The 17432-nt window shown below is 58.7% G+C and carries 12 protein-coding genes; 6 read left to right on the top strand and 6 right to left on the bottom strand.

What is annotated here, in order from left to right:
- The first annotated feature begins 165 nt into the window (after positions 1–165).
- Genes KCQ76_RS09530 through KCQ76_RS09520 form a run of 3 tightly spaced genes read left to right on the top strand, consistent with a single transcriptional unit; the run spans position 166 to position 3894 of the window.
- Positions 166–1038 (top strand): DnaE2-dependent mutagenesis accessory factor ImuA', encoded by an 873-nt coding sequence (locus tag KCQ76_RS09530; protein WP_052722299.1) that lies wholly within the window; start codon positions 166–168, stop codon positions 1036–1038.
- On the top strand, positions 1035–2759 hold the full coding sequence (locus KCQ76_RS09525; protein WP_052722300.1) for a Y-family DNA polymerase: 1725 nt from the start codon (positions 1035–1037) through the stop codon (positions 2757–2759). The genes KCQ76_RS09530 and KCQ76_RS09525 overlap by 4 nt, the downstream gene beginning before the upstream one ends.
- 31 nt (positions 2760–2790) lie before the next feature.
- The gene (locus KCQ76_RS09520; RefSeq protein ID WP_082089865.1) at positions 2791–3894 is read left to right on the top strand and encodes a ferredoxin family protein; all 1104 of its coding nucleotides are present in this window, start codon (positions 2791–2793) and stop codon (positions 3892–3894) included.
- Positions 3895–3910: 16 nt separating this feature from the next.
- Here KCQ76_RS09520 and KCQ76_RS09515 read toward each other — a convergent pair whose 3' ends face one another.
- Genes KCQ76_RS09515 through KCQ76_RS09505 form a run of 3 tightly spaced genes read right to left on the bottom strand, consistent with a single transcriptional unit; the run spans position 3911 to position 6683 of the window.
- Positions 3911–4681, bottom strand: a complete 771-nt coding sequence (locus KCQ76_RS09515) for a methionine ABC transporter permease (protein WP_373369129.1) — start codon at positions 4679–4681, stop codon at positions 3911–3913.
- Positions 4681–5793: a methionine ABC transporter ATP-binding protein gene (locus tag KCQ76_RS09510; protein WP_221914859.1), complete on the bottom strand. Its 1113-nt coding sequence runs from the start codon at positions 5791–5793 to the stop codon at positions 4681–4683. The genes KCQ76_RS09515 and KCQ76_RS09510 overlap by 1 nt, the downstream gene beginning before the upstream one ends.
- Positions 5793–6683 carry a MetQ/NlpA family ABC transporter substrate-binding protein gene (locus tag KCQ76_RS09505; RefSeq protein ID WP_046201992.1) on the bottom strand — a complete coding sequence of 297 codons (891 nt, stop codon included), beginning with the start codon at positions 6681–6683 and terminating at the stop codon, positions 5793–5795. The genes KCQ76_RS09510 and KCQ76_RS09505 overlap by 1 nt, the downstream gene beginning before the upstream one ends.
- 435 nt (positions 6684–7118) lie before the next feature.
- On the opposite strand from KCQ76_RS09505, the gene KCQ76_RS09500 reads away from it, so the two are divergent.
- Positions 7119–10454: an error-prone DNA polymerase gene (locus KCQ76_RS09500; protein WP_082089866.1), complete on the top strand. Its 3336-nt coding sequence runs from the start codon at positions 7119–7121 to the stop codon at positions 10452–10454.
- Positions 10455–10492: 38 nt separating this feature from the next.
- Here KCQ76_RS09500 and KCQ76_RS09495 read toward each other — a convergent pair whose 3' ends face one another.
- Together KCQ76_RS09495 and KCQ76_RS09490 are read right to left on the bottom strand one after the other, a co-directional pair.
- Entirely contained in the window at positions 10493–11080 is a 588-nt protein-coding gene (locus KCQ76_RS09495) for a tRNA (cytidine(34)-2'-O)-methyltransferase (protein ID WP_231725406.1), read from the bottom strand.
- Positions 11081–11155: 75 nt separating this feature from the next.
- Positions 11156–11908 (bottom strand): SDR family NAD(P)-dependent oxidoreductase, encoded by a 753-nt coding sequence (locus tag KCQ76_RS09490; protein ID WP_231725427.1) that lies wholly within the window; start codon positions 11906–11908, stop codon positions 11156–11158.
- 752 nt (positions 11909–12660) lie between these two features.
- On the opposite strand from KCQ76_RS09490, the gene KCQ76_RS09485 reads away from it, so the two are divergent.
- The gene (locus tag KCQ76_RS09485) at positions 12661–15378 is read left to right on the top strand and encodes an ATP-dependent Clp protease ATP-binding subunit (RefSeq protein WP_046201994.1); all 2718 of its coding nucleotides are present in this window, start codon (positions 12661–12663) and stop codon (positions 15376–15378) included.
- Positions 15379–15384: 6 nt separating this feature from the next.
- Here the strand turns inward: KCQ76_RS09485 and KCQ76_RS09480 are convergent, their stop codons facing one another.
- Positions 15385–16428, bottom strand: coding sequence for an HhH-GPD family protein (locus KCQ76_RS09480; RefSeq protein ID WP_082716645.1), 1044 nt, complete (start codon positions 16426–16428; stop codon positions 15385–15387).
- Between the two features lie 228 nt (positions 16429–16656).
- On the opposite strand from KCQ76_RS09480, the gene KCQ76_RS09475 reads away from it, so the two are divergent.
- The gene (locus tag KCQ76_RS09475) at positions 16657–17361 is read left to right on the top strand and encodes a carbonic anhydrase (RefSeq protein WP_082089868.1); all 705 of its coding nucleotides are present in this window, start codon (positions 16657–16659) and stop codon (positions 17359–17361) included.
- Positions 17362–17432: the final 71 nt, after the last annotated feature.

The following is a 17432-nucleotide window of genomic DNA, read 5'->3' as shown; positions in this document are numbered from 1 at the left end:
AGTGGCTTATTTTTATGGGTACGTACGTTCTAAAAATCGTATATCGTCCACTCTGCGAGCTAGTTGGATGGAGTGCTTATCTCTCCTTGTATCCCCCTGTGGACTTATGTATGGGCAGGTAAAAGGTCATTTTTATCCTTTCCTGGGTGTGGGGACTGATCAAAGATGACGCAGGCGGGGGCTCGTGCAGTAGCTACGGACCTTACTGCACTTTCGAATGGTGAAAAGGTGGAAATCCTGCGCTCGCGCATGGCTCATCTGGTGTCGGTGCCAGACTATCCTCACACCAAGGAATCCGGCTCTTTGCCGCATTTTAGTGAACGATGTTCGCATACTGAGGGAAAAGAATCGTTCGAACGTTCGATGCTGGAAGTCCTCTCTCTGCAAGGGCCATTGGGGGAGCTGACATCGTTGGGCGGTCTTCCTCGTGGCGCGGCAACATCGATTGCGGATTGTCCGACGGCGCTGGTGCACATCATTGCCCAGGTAACCGCCGCAGGAAAACACGTTGCTGTTATCGGATTGAGTGACCTCTTGTGGGCCGCGGTCTCAGATGCGGGCGGTGATTTATCGTTAATCGCCGTGGTCGATTGTCCCGACGCTACTGGCGACGCGGATATCAACGCCCCCGATCCTCTCAGCGTGCTGGGTGTGCTGTGCGAGGGGATGGACCTTGTTATTTATTGTGGCCAGGGCCAGGCAGATGTGCCGCCATCCTTGGCTCGGCCAGTGATGAGCCGTGTGCGCTCGTCTCGATGTGTCCTTCTGGTCTGCGGTGTGCGGTGGCCTGGTGTTTCTTTGCGTATCGACGCCACCGTGAGCGCTTTTCGGGGTTTAGGCCGTGGACGCGGGCGCATTCGTGGCATGAGCGTGGATATGCGTGTGGTGGATCGGCATCGACCTCCTCAGCGAGGGCAGTGGCATATGGGCGTGGGGTCCTTCGCCCAGCCGATACGCCACCATCGCCCGACGCAGACCCACCATTGGCGCAAGAACGTCAAAGCTCTTGATCTGAACGCAGTGGAGGCCGCAGGATGACACGAGGTAACTCTATTGCTGCAGGCCAGCGCGCAGATGACCCTCATGGTGACCAATCAGGTGTGCCCGTGGATGAGCGAACAATAGTCCTTTGGGTTCCAGATTTCCCTCTCTATGCTGCCCGCAGTGACAACGAGGTTCCGGAGGGACCACTGGCATTGGTGGACCAGCATGGTGTGTATGTGTGTGACCGCCAGGCGCGGCATGTAGGAGTCCGACGTGGCATGAAACGCAGACAGGCTCAGTCGTTGTGCCCGACGATGCACATCATGCCCGCCGACGACGACCGTGATGCCAGATATTTTGAAGACTTTGTTGCCGACGTTGATTGCATTTCCGCTGGTATCGAGCTTTTACGTCCCGGACTTATTGCTGTGAAGTCGGCACCGCTGGTGAAATATTACGGTTCAGAAGAACGTGCGATCACCATGGTTCTTGATGCTGTCGCTCGGCCGGGAGTGGACGTTATCGCCGGAGCTGCAGGAACACTACCGACTGCGGTGTTCGCTGCTCGTCGGGGCATGACTATCCCGGAGGGGCACGATGCAGATTTCTTGGCCGGGCTACCTGTGCGGACATTGTGCGAGGACAAAGCATTAGGTCAGCCACAAGCACTGGTGGACACTGTAGAGAAAATGGGTATAACGCGCATGGGGGACTGGGCTGCCTTATCGCGACGAGATGTCTCCTCTCGTTTTGGCACCGAGGGCTTGTGGTGGTGGTCTATTGCCCGTGGCGCTCCATCACGGCGGCTAGCTCCCCAAGAAAACAACGGTGATCTTGCTGTTACGCATCATTGTGATTCACCTGAGTTCCGCTCCGATACGGTGGCGTTTATTGGTCGTCGTTTAGCGGCAGATCTTCATGATCAACTGTCAGATAGAGGGCAAATATGTTTGCGTGTTGCTATACGGGCACTTATCCGCACCCCTGAGGGGGATCATGAATTGGAACGAGTGTGGCGGTGCACTGACCAGCTCACAGAACATGCGATTGCTCAGCGAGTGCGGTGGCAACTGGAAGGGTGGCTTCACCGCTTTGTATCACATGCTGCTGCCACAGCCGGGGAATCTGAAGATGGATCGGCGGGTGTGCCCCATAGCTCCGGGGCGCCCAATAACATCGAGGTCGACACAACCCCAGTTGGCGTGGGAGTATGCGAACTCACCCTTGACCCCATCGAAACGACAAGCAGTTCCATGCGTGGTTTATGGGGCGCCAAGGAAGACCATGCTGCTCATGCCGCATTGGCTCGGGTGCAGACAATGCTGGGACCAGACAGAGTATGCACTCCCGTGCTAAAAGGCGGGCGTGGCCCTGAGGACCGCATTGCTCTTATTCCCGTAGGGGAATCAGCCCCTGATCTCCCGAGCAGTACGTATTCGTGGCCAGGCCAATTTCCAGCTCCTATCCCAGTCACCAAACGCGTCGAACGTGGGCCTAGTGCTGCACACCCTGCAAGTGGAGTCTCTCTTCTCGACGAAGACGGGCACGACATTATCGTGACAGGACGCTCACTACTCAGTGCCCAGCCAGCCTGTGTGGCATGGGGAACTAAACGCTATGACATCACAGGATGGTCCGGCCCCTGGCCCGTCGATGAGCAATGGTGGGCACAAGGACGTCGCTTCGCACGACTACAAGTGACCACAAACCAGCCCAGCGGTCTGCTACTCATCTGCCGAGGAAAGAAGTGGCGAATTGAAGGCGTATATCGGTGAACCATGCAGCACGCGGGTACCCTCATGCTCTATGACCACCAAGGAAGGGCACATGGAGGAACAAGCTACGCAAGAAAAGGCAGTGGAACAAATAAGTGCACAGCGTGCGAGTTCAGCCCGTCAGGGTGCTGAGGCCAACCAGGCCGACGAGGCGTGGAAAACTATGCGATGCTCAGACTTTGGCAACGAAGCTCTCCCCGGCACAGCCAAATCCATGACACTTTTCCTGGCGGTTGAATATCTCAAAGGGTGGGGTCGGGACATTATGGATAACGATGTCTTGGGAGACCTCGCCGCGCCCCTCAAGAAAGTCCTTAAAGATAATGGCGCATCAATGCAGTTCATCAGAAAACCCGGCAGAGCTGGGCAATTCCGCGACGAACGAAAACTCTATATAGCCAGAACAGACCAGGGCACCTGCTTTACCACGCGCATCTCCGGCGTCGAAGACCTCCTCCGCCTCGATATTCAAGCTCTTGCCGACGGTACGTGGGGGACAAGCGAACTTCCCGCTCGTCCTGTTGAACGCGTCAACCACCCGATCATGCTTGTCTGCACGCATGGGAAAAGAGACCGCTGCTGTGCAATTAAAGGACGTCCCCTCGCAGCGGGGATGCAAACGTGCTTTTCCGGGGATGAGGTGTGGGAGACATCGCACTCCAAAGGACATCGCTTTGCGCCTACCATGATCCTGCTCCCCTGGGGATACTCATACGGGCGGATCCCCACAGGCCAGGCCATCGATGCCGTGAAAACCAGTGCGCAAGGGCACATGTACCTCACCGGTTTGCGTGGCCGCGGCTGCTGGGATGCACCAGGACAGACCGCAGAAATCGCTGTGGCACAACAACTCGGAGCGCACACAGTTCCCGTCGGCAGTCTCGTTGTCAGAGAAACGACAGATCAGGAACAAGAAAGAGCAGAAGAAAAAATAGCGGCCGACGGGCGCACTCCGTCCAGAACCAACTCCGACGATCATCATCCAAGAACAGCGAGGCGAACCGTTGAGACATCACGGGGAGACACGTGGGTTGTTCAATTAGAGCAGGTGTCCGCTGGGGACGTCATGGCCTCGTGCGGGAAACCCCCGAAACATGGAAAAACCTGGGTGGCACACCATGTCACCCAGGTCTAGATTCTTGCACTAAGCACTATCGGCGCATGACCAGCCGCGCAAGCGTGTTACCAATCAACTGGGCGAACTGCACCAGCACGATGATAATCACCGTCGCCACCAAAGTGACGTTCCAGTCGAAGGCACGGTAACCATAGGTGATGGCGAAGTCACCCAAACCGCCACCGCCGATGTAGCCAGCCATCGCGGACATATCGACAATCGCGATAAAGATGAACGTGTAACCCAAGATCAACGGGCCCAAAGCCTCACGGATCACCACGCTCCACAAAATCTTCAGCGGCGACGCGCCCATCGCACGGGCAGCCTCAACAACGCCAGGATCAACGCTCACCAGGTTCTGCTCCACGATGCGGGCCACCGCAAACGTCGCAGCAATCACCATTACGAACGTGGCCGCCTCCGTGCCGATCGTCGTCCCCATCACAGCCTTCGTCAGAGGACCGGCCGCCGCAATCAAAATGATGAACGGTATCGGGCGGATAATGTTCACCAAAATATTCAGTGTCCAATACAAAGGCTTATTGGCCAACACACCCGACGACCTCGACGCGTACAGCAACACGCCGATGATCAGGCCAAACAGGCCACCCAAAAGGATCGTCCACCCGACCATCCACAGCGTCGTCCAAAACGCTGTGATCATCGTGGGCTTCAGATTGTCCCAGTCCGTCGTTCCCGCAGCAAGAACGAGATCGCGCGCCACGGCGCCGTGAGCCACAGCATTGTGAATTGATGAGCCCACGCCAGCCAGGGCGTCGGCAGTATGTAACGCTACGCTGACCATTAGTTGATCTCCTCACACTCGGTTAACTCGGCAAGACGAGCAACAACATCCTTGACTCCGTCCTTTGGCCCGGTCAGCTTCACCGTTAGCCGTCCAAACGAATGCTCCTGGATATTATTCACCGCCCCATGCACAAATCCGACGGTCACATTCCGCTCAGTAGCCAGGGCAAACGCCGAACTCAGGTCGCGCGCATCGTCGACACGAACCGTGATCAGACGCTCACGCGGATTATCGGCCACCTCCGTGAGCAGCGAATCACGCTCGCGGCCCTCGGGAGTATCACGAAGAGCAGTCGCGACGAACCGCTTGGTCACTTCCTCACGAGGATGCGAGAAAATCTCGTGCACCGGCCCATATTCGACGACCTTGCCCTTTTCCATCACAGCCACGCGGTCCGCAATAGAACGAACAACTTCCATTTCGTGAGTAATCACAACAATGGTGATCCCGAGTTCCCGGTTCACCTTGTGCAGCAAATCCAGAACATCCTGAGTGGTTTCCGGATCCAGTGCCGACGTTGCCTCGTCGGCAAGAAGAAGCGAAGGATCGGTTGCCAACGAACGGGCAATTCCCACACGCTGCTTCTGACCACCCGACAGCTGGTCAGGGTAGTTTTTGCCCTTATCGCCCAAACCGACGAAGTCGAGCAATTCCTTGACGCGCTTCGAGCGCTGAGAGCGCGGCACCTTGGCCAGCGCTAAGGGGTACGCCACATTCGTGGCAGCCGTGCGGGAATTCATCAGGTTGAACTGCTGGAAAATCATGCCGATGTTCTTGCGCAGGCCACGGAGTTTCCGCTCCGGCAAATCGGTGATCGTGGTGCTACCCAGCGTGACCGACCCCGAGGTGGGCCGATCCAAACCGTTAATCATGCGAACCAGCGTGGATTTACCCGCGCCGGAATACCCGATAACACCCAGGATCTCGCCCGGCTCGACAGTGAGCGAAATACCATTGAGCGCGTGAGTATCGCGTTTGCCCTGCTTGAACGTCTTGGTGACATCGCGGAACTCCACCCGGGTGCCGTGATCCGTCGGGCGGTCATCAAAAGTGAGTGTGGAGCTGCCGGAAGTCGGCTGGGTGGAATTCTCTGTTGGAATCGATGCCATTAGGATTCCTCCCGTGTTTTCTTTTCCGTGTCTTTCAAAATGTCCTCTAGTTGGTTAGTGGGGAGATCAACAGATACGGACGTACCCTTTGTGTCCTCTGCATTCGCCTTTTGTACGGCGTCGCTGTGCCACACTTTCACCAATTTCTTGATGTTTTCGTCATTCTTCTTTTCGGGCCGAGTGGCGAGAACATTGATATATGGCTTTGCATTATCGGCTTTGGGGTCATCGGCAGCGATGGCCGTCTTCGGATCAATTCCCGCACGCTGAAGATACGTGTTATTGACGACGGCGGGCGTTCCTTCACCCCATGCTGTAGCCGTTTGAGCAGCGTCGACAGGGGTTACGCTGACCTTCGATTGCGCTTGATCGATGTCCGCCGGAGTGGGGTTCAAAAGGCCCGTTCTCTTCAGCGTCACCAAGTGCTGTGCTTCGAGAAGATTAATAGCTCGGCCTTGGTTAGTGCTGTCGTTGGGGATAGCGATCGATGTTCCGTCTTTAAGGTCATTAATGTCTGTATGACCCTTATAGAACAAAGCGAGCGGAACAATTTCTGTCGATCCGACGGGAACGAGATCAGAATTAGATTCGACGTTATATGACGCCAAGAATTTAATGTGTTGGAATAAATTTACATCCAACACGCCCTCGCTGAGCGCGGTGTTCGGCGTGTTGTAATCCGAGAAATCCTGGACATCCAAGTGGATGCCTTCTTTCTCAGCTTCTTGACGGAAAACCGTCCATGCCGTTTTCGACGAATCGGTCGTACCAATGGTCACGGTGTTAGATCCACCGCCGCTTTCTCCCGGCGGATGGCACGCGGTGACGCCGGTCAACGTGAGCCCGGACGCCAGGATGAGCGCGCTGAGACGCCGTAATGATGTGACCATGATCGTTGTGTCCCTTCATTCATGTGGTTGTCGTGATGATGTGTAATTGTTCGTGCGAGTCTCTAAAGCGCTGCGCCCTACCAGGAGTTCACAGCGGTGAGGCCAGACAAGGCTGGCCATGCTCGCGCGGTGGAAATGAGCTCATGTGAACCGATACCCCAACGGCCAAAATCATAGACCAAGCTGTCTAATTGTCGAGACTCATTCTGCCTCCTTATGAAGAGATATAAAAATTTGGTTCTAACAGGCGAGGTAACAAGCCATGTTGCGACGGATTTACGACGAAATTACGACCGGATAGTTATGGGGTGTAGAAGAGGTAGAGGGTGAGGGGTGAAGAGTGGGCAGTGAGGGAAAATGGGGCGCCACCAGGCTGTGCCTTAGTTGTGGCAAATAGCACTAGCGATAATCGAACATGCGTACTAATCTATCGCTATGGATTGGGTGACGGCTCGAGGTTCAATGAATGGCAGGCCACTGTCGTGGTCGCGGCTGGAGCGTATTTTATCAGGAATAGATACGGAGCCGATTGCTTCCTCGGTTACCTCATCAAATAGTACGTTACCAGGAGTTTCTCCAGCTCTGTCGGATATGACGTCAATAGCGTCTCCTCAGGGCGAGGGGTCCCATGCTGTAGTTAATCAACGCGACCATATTCCTTTCGCTGAACTGCACGCATGTTCGGCATACTCATTTCTTCGTGGCGCGTCATCGCCCGCTGAGATGGTGGATTCAGCTGCGGAATTAGGTTTAGAAGCACTCGCATTGGTGGACCGCGACGGGGTATATGGGGCTGTTCAGTTCGCGGAAGCTGCCGCCGATTCCGGAATCGCTACCATTTTCGGCGCCGAGCTGACATTGACGCCGCCTGCTGTGTCGTCGTCGGCGTCACACTCGTCCGCTCCCTCGTCGCAAGGCCCGGTCTCCTCACCTCAGGCTATGCCGTCGAACAACGAAAGAATTCTAACGGTGTTATGCCGAGGTGCGGAGGGCTATCGGCGCCTTTCGCGTGTGATTTCCGAAGCCCACATGTGTACGGGCGAGAAGAATAAAGTGCGCTATCCGCCTATTGACGAGCTAGCCCGGCGCGGTGGTGACCACTGGATTATCCTGGCCGACTATTCATGGACGTCTCACCTTGATGAGCTCGTGGAGCATTTTCCTCGGGTTGTTGTGGAGCTTGACCGGCTGCTCGTGCCCGATGATGCCGACCGTCATGAAGAACAGTTGGAGGCCGCTGAACAGCTGGGTCTAGCGGCGGTGTATTCCTCCGCAGCCACCGCGGCGCGGCCCAAAAGTGGCCGCCTAGCAGGGGCGAAAACAGCGCTGAGGTATCGGAAAGATGTCGAGGATGCAGAGCCGTACACGCATCCCATCGGCGGAACATACCTGCGCAGTGGGGCGGAAATGTTCGACGCCGACTATCCGGAGCTCACGACGAACACGCTTGCCGTGGCTCATGAATGTGCCTTTACGCTGACCACCATTGCGCCGGAGCTTCCCGATTGGCCAGTTCCGGAAGGATATACCGAAATCACCTGGCTAGAGCACATGGTGGAGGAGCGCGGTGCTGTACGTTACGGCTCACGGGAGGATAACCCCACAGCGTGGGCGCAAATTGATCACGAGCTCAACGTGATTGGGAGCTTGAATTTTCCGGGATACTTCCTCATCGTGACGGACCTGGTCGACTTTTGTCGCCGTGCCAATATCCTGGCGCAGGGGAGAGGTTCGTCGGCCAACTCGGCGGTGTGCTTTGCTCTCGGGATTACCAACGTTGATCCCGTTGCCGCCGATCTTCTCTTCGAGCGCTTCCTCAGCCCGGAAAGGGAAGGCCCCCCGGACATTGACCTGGACATTGAGTCGGGTCGTCGGGAAGAAGTTATCCAGTATTGCTATAACAAGTACGGCAGAGAAAACGCTGCTCAGGTGGCTAATGTCATTACATACCGACGACGAGGAGCCCTCCGCGATGCAGCCCGCGCCCTGGGGTATTCACCCGGCCGCATCGACGCATGGGTGCGTGGTCTCGATGACGCCCCCAAGGATGTGGCCACCCTGGCCGATCAACTCCGGGGACAACCTCGCCACCTGGGAATACACTCGGGCGGAATGGTGATCTGTGACCGACCCATCGCCGACGTGGTCCCCGTCGAGTGGGCACGAATGGAGAACCGCTCCATCATCCAGTGGGACAAAGACGATGCCGCCAGCGGAGGTCTCGTCAAATTCGACCTCCTCGGGCTCGGCATGTTGGAAGCCATCCATCATGCCATCGACCAGGTCCGCGATCATCGCGGACGAACAGTGAACCTGTGGCAACTCGGTCTCGACGACCCCGACGTGTACGCCATGCTCGCCCGCGCCGACGCCGTGGGCGTATTCCAGGTGGAATCCCGCGCCCAAATGTCCGCGCTGCCCAGGCTCAAGCCACGCGAGTTCTATGACCTCGTCGTCCAAGTAGCCCTCATTCGCCCAGGCCCCATCCAAGGCGGGTCGGTCCACCCCTACATTCGACGTCGAAACGGTGAGGAAGAAGTCACCTTTGACCACCCGTGCCTCAAGGACGCCCTAGCAAAAACGCTGGGTGTTCCGCTGTTTCAGGAACAGGTCATGAAGGTCGCTGTTGACGCCGCAGGATTCACGCCCGTCGAGGCTGACGCCCTCCGGCGTGCCATGGGGTCGAAGCGCTCCGCCAAGAAAATGGAGCAGCTCCACGAACGCTTCGCTCGCGGCTGCCGCGAGAAACACGGCATGGACGAGGCCACCATCACCACACTATGGAAGAAGATTATTGCCTTCGCCGCCTACGGATTCCCCGAGTCCCACGCGCAATCCTTCGCGTCAATCGTCTACTTCTCCGCATGGTTCAAGCGCTACTACCCGGCGGAATTCTGCGTCGCCCTCCTCCGCGCCCAGCCGATGGGGTTTTACTCCCCACAGTCACTTATTGCCGACGCCCGACGCCACGGCGTCGAGATCCTCCCCATCGACGTCAACCACTCCGACGTGGAGGCCACCGCCATCGACAACCCTGACCTGGAACCCGGCGCCGCCAACAGTCTGAGACTAGGCCTCGGCGCTGTGAAAGGGCTCGGCGTCCGTGGGGCGGAGGCCGTCGTTCAGGCACGTCACGACGGTGGCCCCTTTACGCGAATCGCGGATTTGTCGCGCCGGGCGGGAATCAGCGTGTTCCAGGTGGAGGCACTTGCCACCGCAGGTGCGCTCCGCAGCATGGGGATTGACCGGCGCGAAGGCCTGTGGGCTGCAGGAATTGCGGCTCATGAACGACCCGGCATGCTCCCTGGGATGAGTGAGATTTCCATACCGTCGCTACCGGGGATGAGCGCGTTTGAACTCGCCGCGGCGGACATAGCGTCGACGGGCATCACAGCCGATATCCACCCCGTCGAACTGTTGAGAAAACACCTGGACACTGCAGGAATCGTATCCATCAGCCAGTTAGCGTCGTGCGAGGATTCCACCCGGGTGACCGTCGCGGGGACAGTCACACACCGTCAGCGGCCAGGAACAGCAGGAGGCGTGGTTTTCCTCGGCCTGGAAGATGAAACAGGCCTAGCGAACATCACAGTGTCCCCCGGATGCTGGACGCGCTACAGAACGGTGGCCCAAACATCACGCATGGTTGCTATACGGGGAATCGTCCACAACGCAGCCGGGGCCGTCGCCGTCGTAGCAGACCGCATCGACTCTCTTGACACCACACTGGGAGGAGCAGCTCTTGCCGGACCATCACGAGATTTTCGATGATGCCGCTATGCGCCCCGGGCAGGTACCACTACGCCGACCTATACGCCCTGGTAGCCAAGCTGGCGCCACGCTTCATAAGCACCCACCGCCGCAGCGTTGGACAAATTCATCGACCGGCGCCCGGGAAGCATTGGGATCCGCACGCGGCTCGTAATCCGAGGATCAGCCAACGCCTCCGCACTCAGGCCGGTAGGTTCACAACCGAAAAGGAGCACATCGCCCCACTGGTAGGGCACAGTGTCTACGCGCACCGACGTATGCGACGTGAACGCATACACCTTCGGCCCATCCGGCGCCCCCGCGCCCAGCGTCGTCAAACACTCATTTAAGCTGGGGTGAATAGTCACATCCACCAAATCGTGATAATCCAACCCGGCCCGTCGTAAATTCTTTTCCTCCAAATTGAACCCCAACGGTTCGCACAAATGCAGATGCGCCCCCACACCTGCACACATCCGGATCGCATTGCCAGTGTTCGGAGGTATCACCGGCTGGTCAAACACAACATGAAGGGGAGGGTTGGGGTTGCGGATCGTATCCTCGCCCAGCGCACGCGCTATCCCATGGGCCCGATCATGCACCGACTTAAGATCGCGCACCGAATTCACATCAGCTTCACTCATCATGGATTACCGTACTCACCCTCGACCCACCGATTCCCGCTGCCACTGCGCCGAACTCGCTAACGTACTCACTGCCACTTAGCTAGCCGTAGCACCACCGTCGATAGACAAGCTAGAGCCGGTAATTAGGCGCGCATAGTCGGAGCACAACCAAATAATCTGTGCCGCGACCTCATCCACCGTCGCCATTTCCTTAATCGAATTACGGTTTAGCAGCACTTTTTCTACGACTTCATCTTCGGGGAGCCAATGCAGCGCAGCCTGCTGTCGGATCTGCTTCTGGACCTGCGCAGTCCTCGTAAAACCGGGGTTCACACAATTCGCCGTCACACCGTGAGGCCCACCCTCAATCGCCGTGACCTTCGTCAACCCCTCCAGGCCATGCATCGCGGACGTGTAGGCCACGCGCCCCTCCGACCCGCGGAGCCCATGCACGCTACACACATTCACGATGCGCCCCCACTCTTCCTCGTACATGTGGGGGAGCGCCGCCCGCGTCAGCAAAAATGGGGCCGTCAACATGGTGTCGATAATCCGATCCCAGTCCGCCGGTTCGTAATCCTCAATATGGGCAATCACCTGCGAACCTGCACAGTTGACCAAAATATCGCAGTCCAGGGTCATCTCCGCCAGGAGTTCGTGGTCGCGCAAATCCACATCCCACACTTCCGCGGAACCGCCGAGCTCATGGATATCGTCCACCGTTCCGTCGGTATCCTGACCAATTAAATCGGCGACGATGACGTGCGCGCCCGACGCCGCCAACGCCCGCGCCGCGGCCGCACCAATCCCGCCGGCACCCCCAGTGACGACGGCGGTACGTCCGCTCAAATCGACGGAAATAAAACCATGCGGTTCAGTTTCGACGACACTCTGGCCGGCGTTTGATTTCACATTCAACGATGATGCGGTGACGCTCTGATCCTGACGCGCGCCTGTGGTGTCGGTGGTGTTCGCGGTGGCCTCGGCGCGGTCGAAGTGTGATCCTTGGGTCTCGTTCGTCGAGGAAGTCGAGGTAGAAGCGCTATCGGTGCCTGCTGAGCCGTCGGTGCCTGCGGAGCTATCCGTACCTTCCGCGCCGCCTGTGCCACCTAAGCTCTCCGAGTCGTCGGGACGAGGTGAAGACGGTTTCTTCCGAATCATGATGATGTGTCTCCCACGTGGTGTTGTCGATTAATAATTGTGCGCGCTGAAGCGCGATCGTTATGTTGGGTACTTTAGCCAGCGCTGTGGAACCCCGCAGCCGCCGTCGCAGTGAGTTTGGACGGGGGTGGCGCCGATCGTGCGATTTTGGGCCTCATATGACCATGTTCGCTCCCGGCGTACGCACGTCTGAACAACCGTCGACAATGTGTTTGACCTGCATGAATAAAGGTGTAGCAGTATGTCTGATGTCCCTTTTTCGACGTTTTCGGGCAAGTAATCTCCTCCAAGGGGAAGTTCATGTCCGGCCCAGCCGTTACAGTGGTGTGAAACCATAAGTCGCTGGTGTGTCTGCAATCCAGTCCGGTGAGCATCCACCGTCCCGGAGAAAAGGCCCCAGCGGCCGGACAATGCTTATTTTTCAACGCGAAGGACAGTACATGTTTGAGAGGTTTACCGACCGCGCCCGTCGTGTGGTTGTGCTCGCCCAGGAAGAAGCTAGGGCATTAAATCACAATTACATCGGTACAGAGCACATTCTGCTTGGCCTCATCCGCGAGGGTGAAGGCGTCGCTGCCAAAGCTCTCGAGTCGATGGGAATTTCCCGCGAGGCTGTCCGCAGCGAAGTAGAAGACATCATTGGTAAGGGATCACAGCCGCCCAGCGGTTACATCCCCTTTACCCCGCGCGCGAAGAAAGTCCTGGAGCTTTCCCTGCGTGAGGCTCTGCAGTTAGGCCACAAGTACATCGGGACGGAGCACATTCTGCTTGGCCTCATCCGCGAGGGTGAAGGCGTCGCCGCCCAGGTGCTCGTCAAATTAGGAGCAGATCTCCCGCGCGTCCGTCAGCAAGTTATCCAGCTACTTTCGGGCTACGAAGGTCAGGGCGACGAGTCCCAGGAGCCGGGAACAAGCGAGCCCGCCGGCGCTGGCGTCGGCTCGGCCACGTTAGGGCGTTCGTCCAATAACGAGTCCGGGCGCAAATCCAACTCGCTGGTCCTTGACCAGTTCGGCCGGAACCTCACCCAGGCCGCGAAGGACGGCAAGCTCGACCCGGTCGTCGGCCGTGAAAAAGAGATCGAGCGCATTATGCAGGTCCTCAGCCGCCGGACCAAGAACAACCCGGTCCTGATCGGCGAGCCTGGCGTTGGTAAAACCGCCGTCGTCGAGGGCCTTGCTCTGGACATTGTCAATGGCAAGGTCCCGGAGATTTTGAAGGACAAGCAGCTGTATTCCCTGGATATGGGCTCGCTTGTTGCTGGTTCTCGGTACCGCGGTGACTTCGAGGAGCGCTTGAAGAAGGTTCTGAAGGAAATTAATCAGCGTGGCGACATCATCCTCTTTATCGACGAAATCCACACCATCGTTGGTGCGGGTGCCGCCGAAGGTGCCATCGACGCTGCGTCGCTGTTGAAGCCGAAGCTGGCTCGCGGCGAGCTCCAGACCATTGGTGCGACGACGTTGGATGAGTACCGGAAGCACATCGAAAAAGATGCCGCCTTGGAGCGTCGTTTCCAGCCGGTTCAGGTTCCGGAGCCGTCCGTTGAGCTGTCGGTCGAGATTCTGAAGGGCCTGCGCCCGAAGTATGAGGCACACCACCATGTGTCTATTACCGACGCTGCCCTCGTCGCAGCTGCGTCGCTGTCTGATCGGTACATCAACGATCGTTTCTTGCCGGATAAGGCCGTTGACCTTATCGACGAAGCTGGTGCGCGGATGCGCATCAAGCGGATGACCGCGCCGGAGTCCCTCCGCAAGGTCGACGAGAAGATCGCGAAGATTCGTAAGCAAAAAGAAGCGGCTATTGACGATCAGGACTTCGAAAAAGCCGCCGGCCTGCGTGATCAGGAGCGGAAGCTCGGCGAAGAGCGCGAGGAGAAAGAACGCCAGTGGCGTTCGGGCGAGCTGGAAGACGTCGCCGAAGTCGGCGAAGAGCAGATCGCGGAGGTTCTGGCTAACTGGACCGGCATCCCCGTGTTCAAGCTCACCGAGGAAGAATCCGACCGGTTGCTGCACATGGAGGAAGAGCTCCACAAGCGCATCATCGGCCAGGAAGACGCTGTCAAGTCCGTCTCCCGTGCTATTCGACGCACCCGTGCCGGTCTGAAGGACCCGCGTCGTCCGTCCGGCTCGTTCATCTTCGCCGGCCCGTCCGGCGTCGGCAAGACCGAGCTGTCGAAGGCATTGGCGGAATTCCTCTTCGGGGAAGACGATGCCCTCATCCAGATCGACATGTCCGAGTTCCACGACAAGTTCACCGCGTCGCGCCTCTTCGGTGCCCCTCCGGGGTACGTCGGCTACGAAGAGGGCGGCCAGCTGACCGAAAAGGTTCGCCGCAAGCCGTTCTCCGTGGTGCTCTTCGACGAGATTGAGAAGGCCAATAACGAGATTTACAACACGCTGTTGCAGGTCTTGGAAGATGGCCGGCTCACCGACGGTCAGGGTCGCGTGGTCGACTTCAAGAACACCGTTCTGATCTTCACCTCGAACCTCGGTACCGGGGATATCTCGAAGGCCGTGGGCATGGGCTTCTCTGGGGTCGGCGAGACCGACGAAGAGGGCCGCTACGAGCGGATGAAGTCGAAGGTCAACGACGAACTCAAGAAGCACTTCCGCCCCGAGTTCCTCAACCGTATCGACGACATCGTCGTGTTCCACCAGCTCACCCAGGATCAGATCATCCAGATGGTCGACCTACTGGTGAACCGCGTGGGCATCGCCCTGCGCGCCAAGGACATGGACATCGAGCTCACCGACAAGGCCAAGAAGCTCCTGGCGAAGCGCGGGTTTGATCCCGTCCTGGGTGCCCGCCCGTTGCGTCGCACCATTCAGCGCGAGATCGAGGACCAGCTCTCGGAGAAGATCCTCTACGGCGAAGTTGCCGCCGGTGAACTGGTCACCGTGGATGTTGAGAACTGGGACGGCGAAGGCAAGGGCGATGACGCCAAGTTCACGTTCTCCACGTCGACGAAGCCGGGTGCCGTGATGGGCGAGGGCGAATCCAGCCTGGAAGAGCGCAAGGAGGATGCGGACGACTCCTCCGACGAGGCCGACCAGATCGTGCCGATGGAGTACTCCTCCAACGCCTCATCGGGTAGTGGCCCCGACGCTGGTACCTCCGGTTCCGGATCCGGCGCCGCCCAGCCCGAATCTGAGTAAGCAGGGTTATCGGGGGAGCCCTAGCTTTCCATCAGTATCCACAACGAGCCCATCAAACAGCAGCGATTGAAGGGCTCGATGGAGCTGTTTTTCATCTTTCGACGCGTGCGCGATCGCGTCCCTATCAACGGGGCCAGTCGCGTCACGCAGAACCTTCATGATTGCTCCGCGAACTTGCCGATCCGTGCCCTCAAACTTCTGAACGCGTCGCGCCACAGCGGAGCGCTCCGATTCGGTCGGTTCCGGGCAGCCCGCCAGGCGCCACGCACATGTGCGAACAAGGGGGCACTGCTCGCAGCGCGCTACCCGCGACGTACACACCAGCGCGCCGAGCTCCATGATCGACGCCGACAACACGGCCGAGCGCTCCACATCCGTCAGCTGCTCATTGCTCAGATGCCCGAGTCCTACACCGGGAACGTCGAAAAGAGTCCCGGCCTCTATCGGAACCTCGGGAATACCAGCCTTCTCCCGAATGCGCTGCACAATCGCGCCCACCGACGAGCCGGCTTGTTCTTCCGACACCGGCATCAGCGCCCGCATATCATCCAAATCCGCACGCCGCGCCGGGCCCTGCAAATACTTCCCATGAACGGCCCGCGCCATCACACGTCGGATATTCGTATCCACCACAGGCACCGCCCACCCATAGGCAAAACAGGCCACCGCCCGCGCGGTGTACTCACCGATACCGGGTAAATCGAGCAGCTCATCCACCGTGGTAGGCACCGCACCAGAATGCTTATCGACGATCGTCCGCGCACACTCGTGAAGTCGAAGCGCCCGGCGAGGGTAGCCCAGGCGACCCCACGCGCGAAGGACCTCATCACGCCCGGCGCGGGCGAAATCGGCTGGGGTAGGCCAACGGTCCATCCATTCACGCCACGCAGGTTCGACGCGGGAGACCGGCGTTTGTTGGCTCATGACCTCGCTGAGGAGAACTCCCCACGCGGAGCACCCGGGCTCACGCCAGGGGAGATGGCGGCCCGCAAGGATAAACCAGTCGTTGAGTTCGTCGACAAGAAAAGGTTCTGAATGGCCAGTAGACATTGCGAATGATTGTAGTGCCGTGGCCAGTGAGTTGCTGCGGGCGGTCACGGGGCTGAGTACGGTTATTGGGTGACGCCCCTGATCACATTGCCCCGGTGGTGACCCGCGTGTCCGTGTGCCCCTGATGACGCGCGCCGGTGATGAGCAGAGGTGCAGAGGCAGAGCCACCCATGACGAGTAGTGGCAACCAGCCAACCAGTATGTGGACTTTTCATCCGGAGGATTCTCATGACGACATCAGCACTCGGCTCGGACCCGCAGCCCACTCCCAGTACGAACGCGAACACCGGTACGCCAGCGAACTCTAGTGCGCGTGCGGACGATCGCACCCCGCAGGCTGTTCTCCAGCAGTTGCTGGACGGCAACGACCGCTTCGTGCAGGGTAAGGCGCTGCGCCCGCATCAGGATCGCGACCGGCTGTCCAGCCTGACCCAGGGGCAGGCTCCGAAGGCCGTGGTCTTGGCCTGCTCGGACTCCCGCGTCCCCGTCGAATTGCTCTTCGACCAGGGATTTGGCGATGTCTTCGTAATCCGTACGGCCGGCGAGATCGTGGACATGTCTGTGCTGGCCTCGCTCGAGTTCGCGGTGGAGGGCCTCGGTGTCTCACTGGTCGTGGTCCTTGGGCACGAGAGCTGCGGCGCAGTCAAAGCCGCCTCGGAGGCCATGTCGCAGGGAGCCGTCCCGGAATCCTTCCAGCGCGTGCTGGTGGAGAAAGTCGCGCCATCGGTCATGGTCGCGCGCTCCGAAGGCCACACCACCACCGACGACTACGAGAAACAGCATGTGCGGTCCATTGTTGATCACGTGGTCGGCCGCAGCCCCGAAATCATAGCCAAGCTTGCCGACGGCACCGTCGGCGTTGTTGGTCTCCGGTATTTACTGGAAAACGGCCAGGTAGAGGCGGTGACCGCGCGCGGCGTTGCGATGCCGTGAACCACAGCGGGCCGGGAACGCATAACCACTCCGAGTCGAACTCCAAGACCCCGCATGAGGTGACACGCCGT

It is taken from the genome of Corynebacterium parakroppenstedtii (assembly GCF_019754935.1).
In the GTDB taxonomy this organism is placed as follows: Bacteria; Actinomycetota; Actinomycetes; order Mycobacteriales; family Mycobacteriaceae; genus Corynebacterium; species Corynebacterium parakroppenstedtii.
The sequence above is the reverse complement of the archived record's forward strand: the minus strand, read 5'-3'. Positions and strand labels throughout refer to the sequence as shown.

Coding starts and splice junctions, on each gene's coding strand:
- KCQ76_RS09520 (WP_082089865.1), top strand. CDS start 2,791: ATGACCACCAAGGAAGGGCACATGGAGGAACAAGCTACGCAAGAAAAG.
- KCQ76_RS09505 (WP_046201992.1), bottom strand. CDS start 6,683: ATGGTCACATCATTACGGCGTCTCAGCGCGCTCATCCTGGCGTCCGGG.
- KCQ76_RS09530 (WP_052722299.1), top strand. CDS start 166: ATGACGCAGGCGGGGGCTCGTGCAGTAGCTACGGACCTTACTGCACTT.
- KCQ76_RS09515 (WP_373369129.1), bottom strand. CDS start 4,681: ATGGTCAGCGTAGCGTTACATACTGCCGACGCCCTGGCTGGCGTGGGC.
- KCQ76_RS09485 (WP_046201994.1), top strand. CDS start 12,661: ATGTTTGAGAGGTTTACCGACCGCGCCCGTCGTGTGGTTGTGCTCGCC.
- KCQ76_RS09500 (WP_082089866.1), top strand. CDS start 7,119: ATGGATTGGGTGACGGCTCGAGGTTCAATGAATGGCAGGCCACTGTCG.
- KCQ76_RS09510 (WP_221914859.1), bottom strand. CDS start 5,793: ATGGCATCGATTCCAACAGAGAATTCCACCCAGCCGACTTCCGGCAGC.
- KCQ76_RS09475 (WP_082089868.1), top strand. CDS start 16,657: ATGACGACATCAGCACTCGGCTCGGACCCGCAGCCCACTCCCAGTACG.
- KCQ76_RS09495 (WP_231725406.1), bottom strand. CDS start 11,080: ATGATGAGTGAAGCTGATGTGAATTCGGTGCGCGATCTTAAGTCGGTG.
- KCQ76_RS09480 (WP_082716645.1), bottom strand. CDS start 16,428: ATGTCTACTGGCCATTCAGAACCTTTTCTTGTCGACGAACTCAACGAC.
- KCQ76_RS09525 (WP_052722300.1), top strand. CDS start 1,035: ATGACACGAGGTAACTCTATTGCTGCAGGCCAGCGCGCAGATGACCCT.